At 69.9% G+C, this 17,024-nt stretch carries 15 protein-coding genes; 5 read left to right on the top strand and 10 right to left on the bottom strand.

Annotation, left to right across the window (positions count from 1 at the left end; genetic code table 11):
- Positions 1-44 precede the first annotated feature (44 nt).
- Both QSK34_RS16240 and QSK34_RS16235 read right to left on the bottom strand, forming a co-directional pair.
- On the bottom strand, positions 45-299 hold the full coding sequence (locus QSK34_RS16240; protein ID WP_285584952.1) for a hypothetical protein: 255 nt from the start codon (positions 297-299) through the stop codon (positions 45-47).
- A gap of 994 nt (positions 300-1,293) precedes the next feature.
- Positions 1,294-2,427, bottom strand: a complete 1,134-nt coding sequence (locus QSK34_RS16235; protein WP_285584947.1) for an MFS transporter — start codon at positions 2,425-2,427, stop codon at positions 1,294-1,296.
- A gap of 147 nt (positions 2,428-2,574) precedes the next feature.
- Here QSK34_RS16235 and QSK34_RS16230 point away from each other — a divergent pair, with 147 nt between their 5' ends.
- Both QSK34_RS16230 and QSK34_RS16225 read left to right on the top strand, forming a co-directional pair.
- The gene (locus tag QSK34_RS16230; RefSeq protein ID WP_161480999.1) at positions 2,575-3,144 is read left to right on the top strand and encodes a dihydrofolate reductase family protein; all 570 of its coding nucleotides are present in this window, start codon (positions 2,575-2,577) and stop codon (positions 3,142-3,144) included.
- A gap of 267 nt (positions 3,145-3,411) precedes the next feature.
- Complete coding sequence (locus QSK34_RS16225; RefSeq protein WP_285584941.1) at positions 3,412-4,902, top strand: hypothetical protein; 1,491 nt, start codon at positions 3,412-3,414, stop codon at positions 4,900-4,902.
- Positions 4,903-5,255: 353 nt separating this feature from the next.
- Here the strand turns inward: QSK34_RS16225 and QSK34_RS16220 are convergent, their stop codons facing one another.
- Genes QSK34_RS16220 through sucC form a run of 6 tightly spaced genes read right to left on the bottom strand, consistent with a single transcriptional unit; the run spans position 5,256 to position 12,221 of the window.
- Complete coding sequence (locus QSK34_RS16220) at positions 5,256-6,794, bottom strand: aldehyde dehydrogenase family protein (protein WP_285584940.1); 1,539 nt, start codon at positions 6,792-6,794, stop codon at positions 5,256-5,258.
- A gap of 14 nt (positions 6,795-6,808) precedes the next feature.
- Complete coding sequence (gcl, locus tag QSK34_RS16215; protein ID WP_502875524.1) at positions 6,809-8,515, bottom strand: glyoxylate carboligase; 1,707 nt, start codon at positions 8,513-8,515, stop codon at positions 6,809-6,811.
- Positions 8,516-8,529: 14 nt separating this feature from the next.
- Positions 8,530-9,399 (bottom strand): 2-hydroxy-3-oxopropionate reductase, encoded by an 870-nt coding sequence (locus QSK34_RS16210; RefSeq protein WP_285584936.1) that lies wholly within the window; start codon positions 9,397-9,399, stop codon positions 8,530-8,532.
- Entirely contained in the window at positions 9,396-10,190 is a 795-nt protein-coding gene (locus tag QSK34_RS16205; protein WP_285584934.1) for a hydroxypyruvate isomerase family protein, read from the bottom strand. The genes QSK34_RS16210 and QSK34_RS16205 overlap by 4 nt, the downstream gene beginning before the upstream one ends.
- Positions 10,187-11,056, bottom strand: coding sequence for a succinate--CoA ligase subunit alpha (gene sucD, locus QSK34_RS16200; protein ID WP_161480994.1), 870 nt, complete (start codon positions 11,054-11,056; stop codon positions 10,187-10,189). Before sucD ends, QSK34_RS16205 begins: the two co-directional genes overlap by 4 nt.
- Before the next feature lie 13 nt (positions 11,057-11,069).
- Positions 11,070-12,221, bottom strand: coding sequence for an ADP-forming succinate--CoA ligase subunit beta (gene sucC / locus QSK34_RS16195; protein ID WP_285584932.1), 1,152 nt, complete (start codon positions 12,219-12,221; stop codon positions 11,070-11,072).
- Positions 12,222-12,320: 99 nt separating this feature from the next.
- Between sucC and QSK34_RS16190 the strand changes: the two genes are divergently transcribed.
- The 3 genes from QSK34_RS16190 to QSK34_RS16180 all read left to right on the top strand — a co-directional run bounded on the left by QSK34_RS16190 (position 12,321) and on the right by QSK34_RS16180 (position 15,312).
- Complete coding sequence (locus tag QSK34_RS16190) at positions 12,321-13,607, top strand: MFS transporter (RefSeq protein ID WP_285584929.1); 1,287 nt, start codon at positions 12,321-12,323, stop codon at positions 13,605-13,607.
- A gap of 127 nt (positions 13,608-13,734) precedes the next feature.
- Positions 13,735-14,463 carry a GntR family transcriptional regulator gene (locus QSK34_RS16185; RefSeq protein WP_030454884.1) on the top strand — a complete coding sequence of 243 codons (729 nt, stop codon included), beginning with the start codon at positions 13,735-13,737 and terminating at the stop codon, positions 14,461-14,463.
- 672 nt (positions 14,464-15,135) lie between these two features.
- A complete protein-coding gene (locus QSK34_RS16180; protein ID WP_156045963.1) occupies positions 15,136-15,312 on the top strand; it encodes a hypothetical protein in 177 nt (58 codons plus the stop codon).
- Between the two features lie 138 nt (positions 15,313-15,450).
- On the opposite strand, the gene QSK34_RS16175 is transcribed toward QSK34_RS16180, so the two are convergent.
- Positions 15,451-16,470 (bottom strand): TerC family protein, encoded by a 1,020-nt coding sequence (locus QSK34_RS16175; protein ID WP_285584923.1) that lies wholly within the window; start codon positions 16,468-16,470, stop codon positions 15,451-15,453.
- Positions 16,467-17,024 carry a hypothetical protein gene (locus QSK34_RS16170; RefSeq protein ID WP_161480989.1) on the bottom strand — a complete coding sequence of 186 codons (558 nt, stop codon included), beginning with the start codon at positions 17,022-17,024 and terminating at the stop codon, positions 16,467-16,469. Before QSK34_RS16170 ends, QSK34_RS16175 begins: the two co-directional genes overlap by 4 nt.

The raw sequence follows: 17,024 nt of genomic DNA, 5'->3' as shown, positions 1-17,024 counted from the left end.
ACCGCGAGTAAATCACCCGAAAAGGCCGAATGACGGCAGCGAGGCTAAACGCCGGGTTTATGGGCGATCTGATCGAGCGCCTTCGCCATGTGCTTGACGTGGTCGTCGGTGAGCTCGTCGGGGGACATGCCCCCGGCGTCGAGCTTGTCGACGAGCGTCTGCTTGGTGACCACGACGGCGGCGTGATCGGCATGCTCTTCGCTGACGATGCGCACCCGCCCGTCATCGACGACCATCGCGGCGTCGGGAATCTCGGAGGCGAGCAGGGACCGGATGTCGTGGGGCTCAACCATGGCCATGATCCGATTTGTGCCCGAGAGAGACGGGGGCGAACACCGGATGCCCTCCCACCCGGGTTGCGGCCATCCTTTCCTGCGGCACCGACGTTTTCGCGGGGGGCACGCGGGGCTGTGGACGTGCGGCACCGCCGTGGAGGCGGGCCCTGTAGACCATCCGGCACCACCGGGAGGTAAGCCCTGCGGACAACTGGCACCGCCTGGTAGACACGTTCAACACAGCCCGGGAGACGAGCCCTGCGCACGACCGCGCCGCCAGGGAGACAGGCCCTGTAGACGTTCGACACCGCCGGCGAAGCCTGACCCTCCTGGACCTTCAGCCCGCCCGGAGGCGGACCCATAAGCGACCGCATCGCCCCGGAGGCAGCTGTAAACGTGGGCACCGTTGGCGAGGCCGGGCCCTCGTGGACGACCAGCACCGCCGGGAACACAGCCCCTGTAGACGTTCGACACCGCACCCGGGAGACAGGCGCTGTAGGGATTCCGGCACCGCCCGGGAGGCGGCCCATGCCCAGTCCGCCTCCCGGGTTCCGCACGTCCGCTTCCCGTGAAGACCGGCGCGGTCTTGCCCGACCGCACCGGCCGCCGCATCACGGATAGCTGACGACGGTGCTCATGCCGTGGGAGCCCACGTCGTTGCCACCGCTTCCGCCGAGGAAGACGGGGCCATGGTGTGACTCCTCACGTTCGGCTCGCTCGGCCCCGATGTCGCAGTCGAATCCACCTTCCGACTGGAGTGCGACGAGACGCCGTTGCCGAACGCCTCGTGCGACCCCCAATCGACCGCCTCCTGAAACGAGCTCCGCGAGTAGCCGAGGTAACCGGCGAGCAACCCACCGACCTCGATCATCCGATCCGGCTCCCTCTCGCGAGAAGCCTCTCTCGCGATCGAACCCCGAGACGAGCTCATCGACCTGCCTATCGATGGACAAACAACCCGACAGCCAGAGAGCGCTCCCTAGACCTGGCAGACTTTTCTCAAGCCTTAGAAGAAGTTCTACTTGGTCACACCCCGCCGCGCCAGAGCCAGTCTCAGAAAGGGCACCGCGACCGCCAGCGCCCCGGCCGCGCCAAGGAGCGCCACCCTGATCCCGAACCGCTCCGCCGTCAGCCCGAGCGGCGGCCCACCCGCCAGTTCGCCGGCGGCGTCGGTCTGGCCGAGGAACGAGAGCACGGTCGCCCGGCTCCCCGGCTCGGTGTGCTCGGTCACCCAGGTGATCATCGTGGGCCGCGCGGCCTCCCGGGCGGCACTCAGCAGCACGGACGCCGCCGCCGCGAGCCAGAACCACTCCGAGGTGGCCAGCGCGAGCGCGGAGACGGCCGCCCCCGCCTGCAGGATGACGAGCCCGCGCATCCCGCTGCCGTCGGCCAGTTGCGTGAGGACGATGGCCGCGAACATGGCCCCGATGGAGATGACGCCGAACCAGACCAGGGGCGTACCGAACGCCTCGGTGAAGTGCAACTGGGTGAGCCGGTCGATGCCCTCGGCGGCGAAGGCGGTGCTCGCCACGGCGGCCATCAGGAACCAGAGGGCGGGCCGCCGCCGCACCTCCCTGATCGACTCCGACAGGTGCTCGCGCGGCGCGCCGACCTTCTCGAACGGCGACTCCCGCATGACGACGACCAGCACCGCCGCCAGCAGGACCAGCAGCCCTCCCCCGACGAGCAGCGGAATCCGCAACTCCATGGACGCCAGGCCGACCGACGCGACGATGCCCGCGATCGTGGCGGCCTGGCTGACCTGGGCCCCCCGGGTGAACGCCCGCGAGGCGCCGTCGCCGAGCTCGCCCGCCACCCAGGCCTCCTCGGCCCCTTCGACGCACGTGTAGCCGACCCCCATGAGGGCGGACCCGGCCAGGATGGCCGGAAACGCCGGCACGAGCCCCTCGACGAGAGTGCCGGACCCGATGAGGGCGTACCCGATGATCACCGACCACTTGCGGCTGTGCAGGTCGGCCAGCACCCCGGTCGGCACCTGCGCCGCGAAGATCACCACTTCGAAAACCGTCCCGGCCAGTACGAGCTCAAGCGGCCCCAGGCCCGCGATCTGGGCCTGGTAGACGAGCTGGAGGGTGAACGCGCTCGCCATGGCGAACCCGGCGACGGCACGGATGAGCAGGTAGAGGCGCATGACGGTGACCTGTCGTGGGGGTGGTCCGCGCCGGAACCTAACACGGGAGCACGTCCGAACACTCAGTTTTTCTTGACAAGAAAAGTTGTCGGTGAAAGGCTAAGGGCACCGGCCCCCGGAAAGGGGACCACCTCTCAAGGAGCAGACATGCGGAAGATCATCTCGGGCCTCTTCATCTCCCTCGACGGCGTCGTGGAGGCCCCCGACCAGTGGCACTTCCCCTACTTCAACGACGAGATGGGCGAAGCGGTCGAGAGCACCGTCGCCAACGCCGACACGGTCCTGTTCGGCCGCCGCACCTTCACCGACTTCCAGAGCTACTGGCCCGAGCAGGGCCCGGAGGTGCCGTTCTCCAGCTTCATCAACAACGTCCGCAAGTACGTCGTGTCGACGACCCTGACCGAGACGACCTGGGCCGACTCGTCGATCATCTCCGGTGACGTGGCGGCGCAGATCCGCGAGCTGAAGGCGTCCGAGGGGAAGGACATCTCGATCACCGGGAGCGGGACGCTGGTGATGTGGCTGCTGCGGCAGGGGCTGCTCGACGAGCTGCGGCTGCTGGTCCACCCGATCATCGTGGGCGAGGGCAAGAAGCGGCTGTTCGACGACGGGGAGCGGCTGGGGCTGGAACTGGTCGACCTCAAGGTCTTCAAGAACGGCGTGACCCACCAGATCTACGCGAAGGCCGACATCCCGGAGAACCCGATGGGGTTCTGAACGTGGCGACGAGCTACACGGGGAACGAGTTCCAGCGGGGCGGCTTCGCCGGGTTCTCACGTGCGGTGGAGGCATCGCAGCAGCGAAAATGCACGATGCCGACCACTCACCAGGCCCGGCGAGACACCTCATACCTGCGAAGTACCTGCGAAGAGGCCGGATCCTGCCACGACGGCGAACGGCCAGAGGTCCGTGTCGGCCCGCCTTCTCCGCTACCGAAGAGGCGACGCGATCAATGCGATGGCAGGTGATCGCTAAGGTACGGGAGTGCCCATCGGCTTACGGGACCTCACGTCCTCCCCCTGGCGCAATCCGACGTTCTGGTGGTGGATCGCCGTCGTCGCCGCGGCCCTTCCCGTCCTGTACTCCGTGCTGTTCGAGTTGGTGCGCTGGGCGCCCGGATACGGCGTCGCCCCCATCCTCTGCCCCGCAGGGTTCTTCGACGAACCGACGACGATCGACCGCGTCGAATACTTCATCCACGATCTGGGCGACACCCTTTCCTGGACGTTGCCACTCCTCTTCCTGCTCCCCGCCCTGGGCCTGAGGAAGAACGGCGCCGACGAAACCCATCTGAGGGCAGCCCGCTGGGCCTTCGTCGTGGCACTCACCACCACCGTCCTGATGTCCCTGGACCTCAACCCGGTCCCGCCGGACGAGTGCCTCATGCGCCAGTTCGGCATCACCCCCCGGTCGATGAGCCTGGGAGTCCTCCTCGCCTGGGCGACGAGCCCGATCATGCCGATCCTGGTGGCCGGCGCGGTCGCCGGGAGGGTCCGGCCCGGCTGGTCGATCGTCGCCCTGCCGCTGGCCGCCGTGCTGGTCATCGCCGCACAGCCGATCGTCGACGACCGCGTCGCCAAGATCTATCGAGGCCCCGCCCTCACGGCCGACGGAACGCATCGGTACGCCCTCCTCAGCTCCTACGGCCAGTGGAAGACCTGGAACGACGGCACCAGCGAGCTCTACGTCGTCGACCTGACGACCGGCAAGGTCACCGACGTGGTGTGGCACCCGCGGTCGCTGGAGTTCGCGACGTACACCGCCGCCACCCGCGACCGCGAACCCGGCCACTACGTCGTGTCCGCCCTCGGCCCCCGCGGCCGGAACTCCCGCCTCTACCGCCTCACCGTGAACGCCGACGGGAAGGCCATGCTGCGCGAGAGCATCACCCCGCCCCTCAAAGGCGTCGTCACCGCAGTGGCCGTCTCGCCCGGGGGCCGGGTCGCCTACGGCCGAGCGGTCGACACGAATCACTACTTCACAGGCGTGGTCGCCCCCGACCGCGAATGGCCGAGCCAGTCCCCGAACGGCCTCACCTGGAGCTCCTCCACTGAGCTCCTCCTCCCCGGGGGAGACACTCTGAACACGAACACCGGCGCACCTGGACGATTCCACGTCGACCCCGACTCGCCAGGCATGGTGACGACACTGCTGCCCGACGGCCGCCACCTCACGACCAAGTCCACCTTGGAGCAACACACGATCAGCGTGTACCGGGGTGCCAGAAAGCTGGCCACCGCCTTCACGGTCCGAGGCCGCATCCTGTCGACGGCCGTGGACGCGACCAGCACGGCCCTGTTGGTCGGAACGGAGAACTTCCAGCAGGTGGACGACCTCACTGGCAACAGCACCTACCAGATCGTGCGCGTGGACCTACGGCCCCTGATCGAGAACCCGGAGGCGACCGGCGAGCTCGATCTTCCGCAACGTCTCGTCTGGGAGGGCCGAGAACCCCCGGCCTACCTGGCGTGGTAATCAGGCCGCAGCCCCGGCCAGGTGATGCGAGAACCATCTGGCAACGTGAAGTGACCCGAAACGGCGCGACATCGAAACGGCCGGTGGCCGCCCGCCACCAGCCGCCCCCCCGAACGGCGGGGGGCGCCCCGTAACGGAAAGCGGTCGCGCCCCTGAGAACCGGCGAAGAACCGCGCGAACCGACACCCGGCGCCGCGGCGGGGTCGGCCTGTCGGCGCTGCTGGCGGCGAAGGCGGCCGGGACGGGCCGCCAAGGCGGCCTGCGCTGGGCGAAACTCCATCGACAACCCCGTCGAGTGGCCTGGCGGCGGTGTCGGCCCCGAGCCGTTGAACCTCGCCGCCAGGCCACGCCTCCTACGCCGGCAGCAGCGTCTGGTTCCCGAAGTTGCCCGGTAACCGCTCATCGGCAGGCCCCTGCGTCACCGCGCGGACCAGCAGCTCACCCCCCACGAACGCCCCCCGCCACGACCCGCCGAACCCGCCGAACAGCTCCTCCCGGTCGCCCCGCGAACGGGGCGTGTTGTGGCCGACCTTGAAGGCCCGCACCTCGGAGGCGAGCCGCGCGGCGGTGCGGGTGTCGTCGCACGAGATGGTCGCCACCAGCGCCCCGTTGCTGGCGTTCATCGCCGCCAGCAGTTCGGCCTCGGTGTCGACGAGCACCACCGTGTCGACCGGGCCGAAGGGTTCCGCGTGGAACAGGGGCGAGGAGCGGGGCGGCGCGAGGATCGCCACCGGGGCCATGTAGGCCGAGATGTCCTGCCCGGGCAGGAACCGCCCGTCATCCAGCGCTCCCCGGAACAGTGGCACGCCGCCCTTGGAGATCGCCTCGTCGACCTGGTCGGCCAGGTCTTTCACCTTGGCGTTGTTGATCAGCGGCCCGAAGTCGAGCTCCGGCAGCGGGTCGTCGGCCGACTCGACGGCGAGGGGGTGGCCGAAGCGCACCCCCTGCACGGCGGGCAGGTAGGCGGCCAGGAAGTGGTCGAACGCCGACCGCTGCACGACGAACCGCGGGTAGGCCGTGCACCGCTGCTTGGCGTAGTCGTAGGTCTTGCGGATCTGGCCGGTCAGGGTGGACCAGTCGCTGTATTCCCAGACCCCCCAGCAGTTGAGGCCCTCCTGTTCGAGGATGTGCCGCCGCCCGAGGTCGGCGAGCGACGTGGCGACCTGGCCGCCGGTGTCGCGGCCGCCGACGAAGGACACGCAGCCGATCTCCTGGCCGCGCACCAGCACCCGTGACAGCTCCGACCCGCTCCCCGACACGAGGGTCAGCGGGAGACCTTCGCGCACGGCCAGCGCGGTGGCCAGGGTCAGGCACGACAGACCGCCGTCGGTGGGGGTCTTGGCGATGGCGCCGTTGCCGGCCAGGACCTGCACCAGCATGGCGTGCATGAGCACGCTCATCGGGTAGTTCCAGCTCGCGATGTTGGAGACCGGACCGGCCAGGGGCACGCGGCCGTCGGTCATGCGGGCGATCTCGCCGACGTACCAGCGCACCCCCTCGATGCACCGGTCGACGTCGGCGGTCGCGAGTTTCCACGGTTTGCCGATCTCCCAGACCAGCAGCAGCGACAACAGGTCGCGGTGGGCCTCCATCGCGTCGAGCGCGGCCGACACCCGCGCGGCGCGTTCGGCCACGGGGGTGTGCCGCCAGCGGCGGTGTTCGTCGACGGCCGCGTGGACGGCCCGCGCGGCGGCCGAGCGGTCGAGGCGGGGCGGGCCGGCGATGGTCGTGCCGTCGACCGGGGTGACGGCGGGGGTGGTGCGGCCGTCGCGGTGCCAGATGCCTCCCCAGTGGTTGAGCACCCGGTCGTCGTTGAACGCCTCGGGGGCCAGGTCGGCACAGCGGCCGTAGGCGTCGGACCAGGCCGTGCCCGGCTTGAGCATGAGCGGCATGGCTGTCGTCCCTCTCAGTCGGACCAGTCGATGTCTTCGGCCAGCACGGGCAGCGGCTCGAACTCCTTGATGGCGTCGAGCGAGGGGCCCATCGCGGCGTTGGCCTCGCGTTCGACCATGACCTCGACCAGCACCGGAAGCCGTGACCGGTGGGCTTCGGCGGTGGCCCATTCGAGGGCGGGCCGGATGTCGCCGGGCTCCTCGACGCGGCGGGCCGGGCAGCCGAAGGCCTCCATGGCCTTCACGTGGTCGATGCCGCCCTCGCCGTAGTGGAGGTCGACGGCGAAGTTCATGTCGTAGGGGATCTCGGCCTGCCGGATGAGCCCCAGGTATTCGTTGTTGATCATGACGATGACGAACGGGATCTGGTATTGCGCGGCGACCGCGACCTCTTCCATCAGGAACTGGAAGGAGTAGTCGCCGACGACCACGACGACCTCGCGGTCGGGGTGGGCGCATTTCACGCCCATCGCCGCCGGCACCTCCCAGCCCAGCGGCCCGGCCTGGCCGCAGACGAGGTAGCGGCGCGGCAGGTAGGTCTTCTGGAACTGGCCCGACCAGATCTGGTAGAGCCCGATGGCGGTCACGAAGGTCGTGTCGGGGCCGTAGAACTCGTTGAGCTCGCGGAACACCCGCGGCGGCTTGATCGGCACCTCGTCGAAGTCGTCGCGGCGCGGCAGTGTGCGCCGCAGTTCGCCGACCCGGTGGGCCCACGCCGACGGGCGCCGGGCCTTGCCGCGGCTCTGTGCCTCGGAGGCCATCGCCGCCAGCGTCGGCCGGGCGTGCCCGACAACCCCGAGGTCGGGCTCGAAGACCCGGCCGATCTGGGTCGGCTCGATGTCGACGTGGATGAACTGGCGGCCCTTGCGGTAGACGTCGAGGTCGCCGGTGTGCCGGTCGCCGAAGCGGGCGCCGATCGCCAGCACCAGGTCGCTTTCGAGGAACGCCGCGTTGCCCCACCGGGTCTGGGTCTGGATGCCCGCCATGCCGGCGAACAGCGGGTGGTCTTCGGGGAACGCGCCCTTGCCCATCAGGGTGACCTGCACCGGCACCTGGAGGTGTTCGGCCAGCGCGCGCAGCTCGGTCGAGGCGTCGGCGATGACGACGCCCCCGCCCGCGAGGATCAGCGGGCGCTCGGCGGCCGACAGCATGTCGACCGCCGCCGCGACGGCCTTCGGTAAGGGCTGCGGCACGTCGACGGGCAGCGGCGCGTCGAGCTCCGGGTCGTAGAGGCAGGTGCCGCGCTGGACGTCGATCGGCAGGTCGATCAGGACCGGCCCCGGCCGCCCCGACCGGGCGATGCGGAACGCCTCGCGGAACACCCACGCGGCCTGCGCGGGCTCCTTGAGCTGGACCGCCCATTTGGTGACCGGCTTGGCGATCTCGACGATGTCGACCGCCTGGAACGACTCCTGGTGGAGCTTGCTCTTCTGCGCCTGACCGGTGATGCAGATCATCGGGATCGAGTCGGCCATCGCCGTGTAGAGCCCGGTGATCATGTTGGTGCCGGCCGGACCGGAGGTGCCGATGCAGACGCCGACGTTCCCGGTGACCCGCGCCCAGCCGTCGGCGGCATGGGTGCCGCCCTCTTCGTGGCGGACCGTGATGTGCTTGATCGAGCTGTGCTGCAGGGCCGCGTAGAGCGGCAGGATCGCCGCGCCCGGGATGCCGAAGACGGTGTCGACGCCTTCGCTCTCCATCACCGCGACGGCCGCCTCCATGCAGGGGATCCGCTTCACGAATTGATCCTTTCGATCACTTTCAGCAGGGCGGAGTGGTCGAGCGCGCCGTGGCCCTGGGCCCTGGCCGCCGCGATGAGCTGGGCGACCAGCGCGGTCATGGGCAGCGCGACACCGGCCTCGCGGGCGGCTGCGGTGGCGATGCCCATGTCCTTGTGGTGGAGGTCGATGCGGAAACCCGGCTGGAAGCTGCGCTCGATCATGGAGTGGCGCTTGAGCTCCAGGATCCGCGACCCGGCCAGACCGCCCGCGAGCACGTCGAGGCCCGCCTTCGGGTCGACGCCCGAGGCCTCCAGCAGCACGATCGCCTCGGCGACCAGGGCGTAGACGCCGCCGACGACGAGCTGGTTGGCGGCCTTGACCGTCTGCCCCGCCCCGGCGGGCCCGACGTGGACGATCGTGGTGCCGAGCACCCGCAGGATCTCCCGGGCCGACTCGACGTCTTCGGTCCGGCCCCCGATCATGATCGACAGGGTGCCGTCGACCGCGCCCTTCTCCCCACCGCTCACCGGCGCGTCGATGGCGTGCACGCCCTTCACCGCCGCCGCCTGCGCGACCCGGCGCGAGGTCTCGGGACGGATGGTGCTCATGTCGATCAGGAGCAGCCCGGCGGGGGCGTATTCGAGCACGCCGCCCTCGCCGAAGACGACCTCCTCGACCTGCGGGGAGTCGGGCAGCATGGTGATCACCACGTGGGCCTGCGAGACCGCCTCTCCGATGCTCGCCGCGGCCTTGCCGCCGAGCTCGGCCAGTTCGTCGAGCCGGGTGGTGCTGACGTCGTAGCCGACCACGGTGTGCCCGGCCCGGACCAGGTTGCCGGCCATGGGCGTGCCCATGATGCCGAGGCCGATGAAGCCGATGTTCATCCGTTCCTCCAGCCGAAACTGTCGGCGCTCGGGCCGACCGGACGGTATTCCAGGCCCACGTGGCCGTCGTAGCCGGTGGCCGCCAGCCGCGCGAGGATCCGGTCGTAGGGCATGGCGCCGGTGCCCGGCTGCCCCCGCCCCGGATCGTCGGCGATCTGCACGTGACCGAACCGCTCCCACTGGCGGCCGATCAGGTCGAGCACGTCTTCACCCATGCGGTGGAGGTGGTAGAGGTCGGCCAGGAACCCGACGTTCGCCACGCCCACCTGGTCGAGCAGCCGGAACGCCTCCTCTGAGGAGACGATCGGGTAGGCCGGGCTCTCGTAGGAGTTGAGCGCCTCGACCAGCACCATCGCCCCGGCCTGGTCGGCCACCTCGGCGGCGTAGAGCAGGTTCTCCACCGCGATGGCCCGGTGGACCTCGACGGACATGTCGGGTTCGGCGTTGCCGTAGAGCGCGTTGAGCCGTCGGCACCCGAGCGACTCGGCCAGCCCCACGGCGACCTCGACGTTGGCCCGGAACCGCGCCGACCCGCTCGGGGAGGAGACCAGCCCGCGGTCGCCCCCGGCCATGTCACCCGCGTCGAAGTTGAGCCCGACGAGCCGCACCCCGGCGTCGTTGACGGCAGTCCGCAACCGGTCGAGTTCGAGCTCGGACGGCTGCGGGCCGTCGAACGGCCACCACAACTCGACGGCGTCGAACCCGGCCTTCGCGGCGGCCTCGAACCGTTCGAGCAGCGGCAGCTCGGTGAACAGGATCGACAGGTTGACGCTGTAGCGGAGCGTGCTCATGCGGCCTCCAGCAGCGCGCGCATGAGCCGGGCGGTCTCGCTGGGGGTGCGGCCGACGCTGACGCCGACCTTCTCCAGGGCCTCTTTCTTGGCCTGGGCGGTGCCGGCCGAGCCGGAGATGATCGCGCCCGCGTGGCCCATCGTCTTGCCCTCGGGCGCGGTGAACCCGGCGACGTAGGCGACGACCGGCTTGGTGACGTGTTTCTCGATGTAGGCGGCGGCCCGTTCTTCGGCGTCGCCGCCGATCTCGCCGATCATGACGATCGCGTCGGTGTCGGGGTCGTCTTGGAAGGCGCGGAGGCAGTCGATGTGGGTGGTGCCGATGACCGGGTCGCCGCCGATGCCCACAGCTGTGGAGAAGCCGATGTCGCGGAGCTCGTACATGAGCTGGTAGGTGAGGGTGCCCGACTTGGAGACCAGGCCGATGCGCCCGGGCGCGGTGATGTCGGCCGGGATGATGCCGGCGTTGGAGGCGCCGGGCGAGATCAGGCCGGGGCAGTTGGGCCCGATGATCCGGGTCGTGCTCTGCCTGGCCAGGGTCAGGAACTCGAGACTGTCGTGGACGGGAACACCTTCGGTGATCACCACGCACAACCCGATCCCGGCGTCGACCGCCTCGAGGACCGCGCCCTTGGTGAACCGCGGCGGCACGAACACCACCGACACGTCGGCACCGGTCGAATCCATCGCCTCTGCGACCGACGAGAACACCGGGATGCCCTGGTGGACCTGCCCGCCCTTGCCCGGCGTCACCCCGGCCACGACGTTGGTGCCCGCCGTGACCATGCGGGCGGTGTGCCTGCCGCCTTCGGCGCCGGTCATGCCCTGCACGACGACGCGGCTGTCCTTGCTCAGGAAGATCGACATTCTGGGGGTCTCCTCACGCGGCCGCGTTGGCCAGCCTGGCCGCCTCTTCGGCGGCGCCGTCCATGGTCGGGACCTGCCGGACGGCGGGGTGTGCGGCCTGATCGAGGATCCGGCGGCCCGCCTCGGCGTTGTTGCCGTCGAGCCGCACCACGATCGGGTGGGTCGCACCCTGCTCGCCGAGCGTGGCGAGGGCGGCCACGATGCCGTCGGCCACCGCGTCGCAGGCGGTGATCCCGCCGAACACGTTGACCAGCACCGATTTCACGTCGGGGTCGGACAGGATGACGCCGAGGCCGTCGGCCATGACCTGGGCGGAGGCGCCACCGCCGATGTCGAGGAAGTTGGCGGGCCTGGCGCCGGCCTGCGCGACGACGTCGAGGGTGCTCATGACGAGCCCCGCGCCGTTGCCGATCACGCCGACGGACCCGTCGAGCTTGACGTAGTTGAGGCCCTTGGCCTTGGCCCGGCTCTCGAGATCGTCGCCGCCCACGGTCTCGTCGGCGGGGCGTTCGTGCCGGTAGCCGGCGTTCTCGTCGAGCGTGACCTTGCCGTCGAGCGCGAGCACGCGGCCGTCGGCGGTGCGGGCCAGCGGGTTGACCTCGACGAGCACGGCGTCTTCACCGGCCATCACCTTCCATAAGCCGACGAGGATGTCGGCCGCCTCACCGGCGACGTCGGCGGGCAGCCCCGCCTCGGTGACGATGAAGGTCGCCGTCTCGTGGTCGACGCCGCGCAGCGGGTCGATCGGCACCTTGACCAGCGCGGTCGGATCGGTGGCCGCCAGCTCTTCGATCTCCATGCCGCCCGAGGCCGAGCACATCGCCAGGAACGACCCGGCCGCGCGATCGACCAGGAAGGCCGCGTAATACTCCTCGACCGGCACGTTGGCCACCTCGACGAGGACACGCCGGGTCAGGTGACCCTTGATGTCCATCCCGAGGATCGCTCGCGCGGCGTCTTCCGCCGCGGCCGGGCCGGGAGCGGGCTTGATGCCGCCGGCTTTGCCGCGACCGCCCGTCTTCACCTGGGCCTTGACCACGACCGGCCCGGCCAGCTCGGCGGCGATGGCGCGCGCCTCCTCAGGCGTCGCCGCCACCGCCCCTTCGGGGACGGGAACGCCGTAGCGCGCGAACAGCTCCTTCGCCTGGTGCTCGAACAGGTCCATCGGGCCTCCCTCAACGCATCTTGTAGACGGTATACCGTATGGAAGTGAGGTCGTAAACCCCTCTCGACAAGAGGCGTTGCTTGGGATATTCCATACGGTATGCAGGATACATCGGAAGTCAGAGACTGGCGCGGACGGCTCTACCAGGTGGGCCCGGCGGCCCCACAGATCACCGGGCGACCCAGGTCGGCGATGTTGTGGCCGGCCATGGCGGCCATGGCGGCGGTTGGCCCGATGCAATACGGCTACGCCGCCCTCGCACCGTCGATCGCCCGCGCCCACGGCGTCTCCGCCGCCGAGGTCCTGCTTCCGTTGGCGGTGTGGCTCACCTGCCAGGCCGCCGTCGCGCTGCCCGCGACCCGCCTGCTCTCGCGCGGGGTCGTCGGCGTCCGCGTCGCCCTCTGGCTCGGCGCCCTCCTGTCCGCCCTGGCCGTCCCGTCGCTGACCGCTCCGGGCATCGCGCTGCTGGTGGGTTACGGCCTGCTCGGCGGCACCGGGGCCGGGCTCGTCTACGCCGCCTGCACCGAGACCATCGCCCGCTGGTATCCCGAACGACCGGGGGTGCGCGTCGCCTTCGTGACCGGCGCCTATTCGTGCAGCGCGCTTCCGCTCACCCTTGACCTACGCTTATGGCCCGTCATGGCCGGTTTCGGCCTGGCCGCGATCGCCTGGGCCGCGGCGGTTCTCCGCACCCCGCCCGCCAACTGGTGGCCTCCGGAGATCGACCCCCGCGCGTGGGCCCTCGACCGGCGGGTGCTGCACCGTCAACCGCGCGCCGCCCGTCAGTTCTCGCTGGGCGAGGCGGTCCGCACCCCCACGCTGGTCGTGCTGACCGTGATCCTCGTCGGCGCGGGGGCCGTCGTGATCTTCGACGTGATCGCCCTGGCCTTCCTCGGCCCCACGCCCCCGTGGCTCGCCCTGGCCGTCCTGCTGGCCCTCACCGGCGCCGGCCGGGCGGCGGCGGTGCCCCTGGCCGAGCGCTTCGGCCGCGTGAAGGTGCTGGCCTCGGCACTGGCGCTGCTGGCGCTGGCCCAGGGCATGCTGGCCGTCGCCGCCGCGGTGGCCGCGGCCCACATGGTCGCGGTGGTGGCCGCGATCCCGGCCGGCCTGGGTGGCGGCGCGATCTATCCGCTCATCGCGGCGCTCGTGCGGGAGTACTTCGGCGAAGACCGCGTCCACGGGATCCACGGCCTGGTCTACACGGCCAAGGCGGTCGCGGGCCCGGCCGGGGTGGGCCTGGCGATCACAGCGCTGCCCGGCCTGGCGACCAGCACCGGGGCGCCGGTATTCGTGGCGGCGACCCTCATCGCGGCCACGACCGCGCTGCTCTGCACCACCCTGCGACGGCCGGGAGTGCCCGCCACTCTTCCCGCGCCGTCGCTGTAAAGACCGTTACGAGTTCCGGCGGGCCGATGTGAGCGATGTCACGGCCAGCGATAATGTCAAGAATGTATGCTGTAGGCAGTCGACGACAAACATTTTGAGTGGTCGTTTCCAGGAGTTGAGAAACCCGATGCTGGCCAACCAGGGCTCCACCGCGAAGATCGTTCGTCCCACAACCCTGCGGGAGAGCGTTTTGGAGAGGATCCTCGAGCTCATCATCATCGGCAGCTTGAAGCCGGGTCAGCACCTGGTCGAGAACGAACTTGCCGACAACCTCGGCGTCTCCCGCCAGCCGGTCAGAGAGGCCCTTCAGTTGCTGAGCGGCGAGGGCTGGGTCGATCTGCGGCCCGGTCACGGCGCCTATGTCCACTCCCCCACGGTCGAGGAAGCCGACCAGCTCCTCGCCGTCCGCACGCTTCTGGAAGCGGAGTCGGCCCGCCTGGCCGCCCGCAACCCAGACAAGACCGACATCTCCGACCTGCGCGACATCTGCAACCGGGGTCTGGCCGCCTGCGTGGCCGACGACGTCGACGCCGCCGTCGCCGCGAACAGCGAGCTCCACACCGCCGTGGTGAACATGTCGGGCAACCGCGTCCTGGCCGATCTGACCTCACAGGTCGCCCGCCGGGTGCGCTGGTATCACACCCCCGTGGCCCGCCACCGCGGCCGGGCCTCGTGGGAGGAGCACGCGGCGCTGATCGACGCGATCGAGGCCGGCGACGAGGACGTCGCCGCCGACATCATGCGCCGCCACACCGAACACACGCGTCAGTCCTACCTGGAATCCCGCGCCCAGAACCCGGTGGAGGAGCCCCCGGCTCCCATCCGCCGCCGGCGGCCGCGTGCGGTATCCGGCTGAGAATCGACGCCGAGTAAGCCAGTCCAGGGAGGAAAGAATGGCCGGCTGATAAAGCAGCCGCTCACTCCTGGTTTCACCGAGCGGCTCGCCGAAGAGCAGGCCCGTTCGCAGCGCGTTGAAGCGGGCGTTCAGATATGGGGTTCGTAGCGCGATCGGGAGCGTAGTTCCAGATCGGCCTGGTCGGCAGAGGCTCACTGACGACGTTGGCCCGTGCGGTGTGCCCTGGATCTCAGGCGGGCGCACGGACCATCGCTGATCGGTCAACGCACGACCGACCGACTTGGCTCAGACGCAGCCGTCTGCTTTGAGGACCGTCTACAAGAGTCGTCGCCCGGTTTTCGTCGAAGCGATTTCACCCGGCACGGAGTGCGGTTTCGGCTGCCCTTCGTCCGTCACCATTCGCCATCCGATCCGGACAATTCAAATATCGGGAAGCCGTGGAACCACCACGGTGTTTCCATGCCTGAAACGCGGACCTAATGCCCCGCTGGGATATTTGAAAGAACTTCCGCGCAGGGCAATCCGCCGAGCTGTTCCGCACCACACCACGACGTCACCGGCCGTGAAGTCCCCGACCATCGATTCCGGAGACCGAGACCGCATCCCTATGACCGCCAGATTCCCCGGGACCTTCCCGGGTAGTGGAGACCGTTCCGAAGGAGGTGTATTCGCATGAAGTCGTTCTTCGAGAAGCTGCGTGCCTTCGAGGGCCCGCTGGGCGCCTCGGCCGACGGCCGCCCGATCGGGCTGGGCCTCGCCGGCGCGCTGCGCAAGGCGCGTTCCGCCGATGGCGTCGAGAGCCACGTTCGCCAGTGGGCCACCGAGCCCGTCAAGGCCGAGCAGCGCTGAGCCGCCCCATGCCTCCGGCGTCGGGCTGACGCGTGCGATCCACGCCGAAGTCCGACGTCATCCGGGGCACGTAAACCCAACACCGCTGTACCGGAACGGCCCCCGTGGAGGAGAACCACGGAGGCCGGTGAAGCGGTGTCAGCCGTCGATGTCGGCCTTCTGGCGGTCCTCCTCGCCCGCGTCGTCCTTCGGGGCAGGGGGTTCGGCCGCGGCGCGGCGGTCGTCCATGCGGGTCTTGATCAGGCTGGCGATGGTGGTCACGACCAGGGTCCCGATGATCACGCCGAGACTGACCGCGATCGGCACCTCGGGCGCCCACGAGACGCCGTCGTGGTGCAGGGCCTCCAGGATCAGCTTCACGCCGATGAAGGCGAGCACGACCGACAGGCCCTTGCTCAGGTAGACGAGCCGGTCGAGCAGGCCGCCGATCAGGAAGAAGAGCTGGCGCAGGCCCATCAGCGCGAACGCGTTGGCGGTGAACACGATGTAGGGCTCGCGGGTGAGGCCGAAGATGGCCGGGATCGAGTCGAGGGCGAACAGCAGGTCGGTGGTGCCGATGGCCACCATGACGATGAGCATCGGGGTCACCACGCGGCGCCCGTTGACGCGGGCGGTCATCGCGGCGCCGTGGTACTTGTCGGTCGAGGGCAGCACCCGGCGGACGGTGCGCAGGGCGATGTTCTCGGAGAACTCGGCCTCCTCCTCCTCGTGGCCGATCAGCTTCCACGCCGTGTAGATCAGGAAGGCGCCGAAGATGTAGAACAGCCAGTCGAACCGGGAGATCGCCCCGGCGCCGGCGGCGATGAAGCCGCCCCGCATGAACAGGGCGATGATGATGCCGATCAGCAGCACCTTCTGGCGATACTTCCGCGGCACCTGGAACCGGCTCATGATTATGAGGAAGACGAACAGGTTGTCGACGCTCAGTGAGTATTCGGTGATCCATCCGGCGAAGAACTCTCCGCCGTGGTCGCCGCCCCACAGGACCCAGAGGCCGATGCCGAACACGACGGCCAGGCCCACGTAGAACAGGACCCAGCTGACGCACTCGCGGAAAGACGGTTCATGCGGGTTGCGTGCGACCAGCCAGAAGTCGAACGCGAGCACGAGGGCGAATCCCGCGACCGTGGCCACCCAGACCCAGGCGGGAAGGTTCATCGGACTCCTTTCGTCTGGCCCTTTCCACGTGCCTTCCGGTTACGGCGTTGGTGGTCGAGGGCCTCGGCGTGCTCGATATAGCGCTGAAGCAGGGTACGCGCCACGGGGTTGCGTCCTGCCAACCGGATCAGCCAATGGGGCATGAGCCGTTCGTGGAGCCAGACGAAACCGATCGCGAAACCCAGGCTGACCAGCGCCTGATAGGCGAGGAAGCCCGCCACGCCGCCCGCGAGGACGACCTGGCCGTCGATGACGAGTCCGGTGCCGACCTCCTGGGTCAGTCGGGAGAGCGGGAAGGCCAGCAGCCAGAACAGCCCGGCCGGGGCGAACAGGCCTGGCCGGAACGGGCCGCCGAGCCCGCACAGGGTGCTGAAGAGGCCGCCGAACAGGCCCAGCGGGAGGGCGAGCGTGAGCGCCGAGACGGCGGCCCAACCGGCGGGCTGCCCTGCGATGAGGGTCAGCCCGCCGGCCATGGCGCCGCCGACGGCTCCGATCGCGAAGCCGGGGAGGGCGAGCTCCACGGCGTGCCGGATGGAGGGTCGGTCGGGCGCCAT

This window comes from Herbidospora sp. NBRC 101105 (assembly GCF_030269205.1).
In the GTDB taxonomy this organism is placed as follows: Bacteria; Actinomycetota; Actinomycetes; order Streptosporangiales; family Streptosporangiaceae; genus Herbidospora; species Herbidospora solisilvae.
This window is presented reverse-complemented; position numbering and strand designations above follow the sequence as displayed.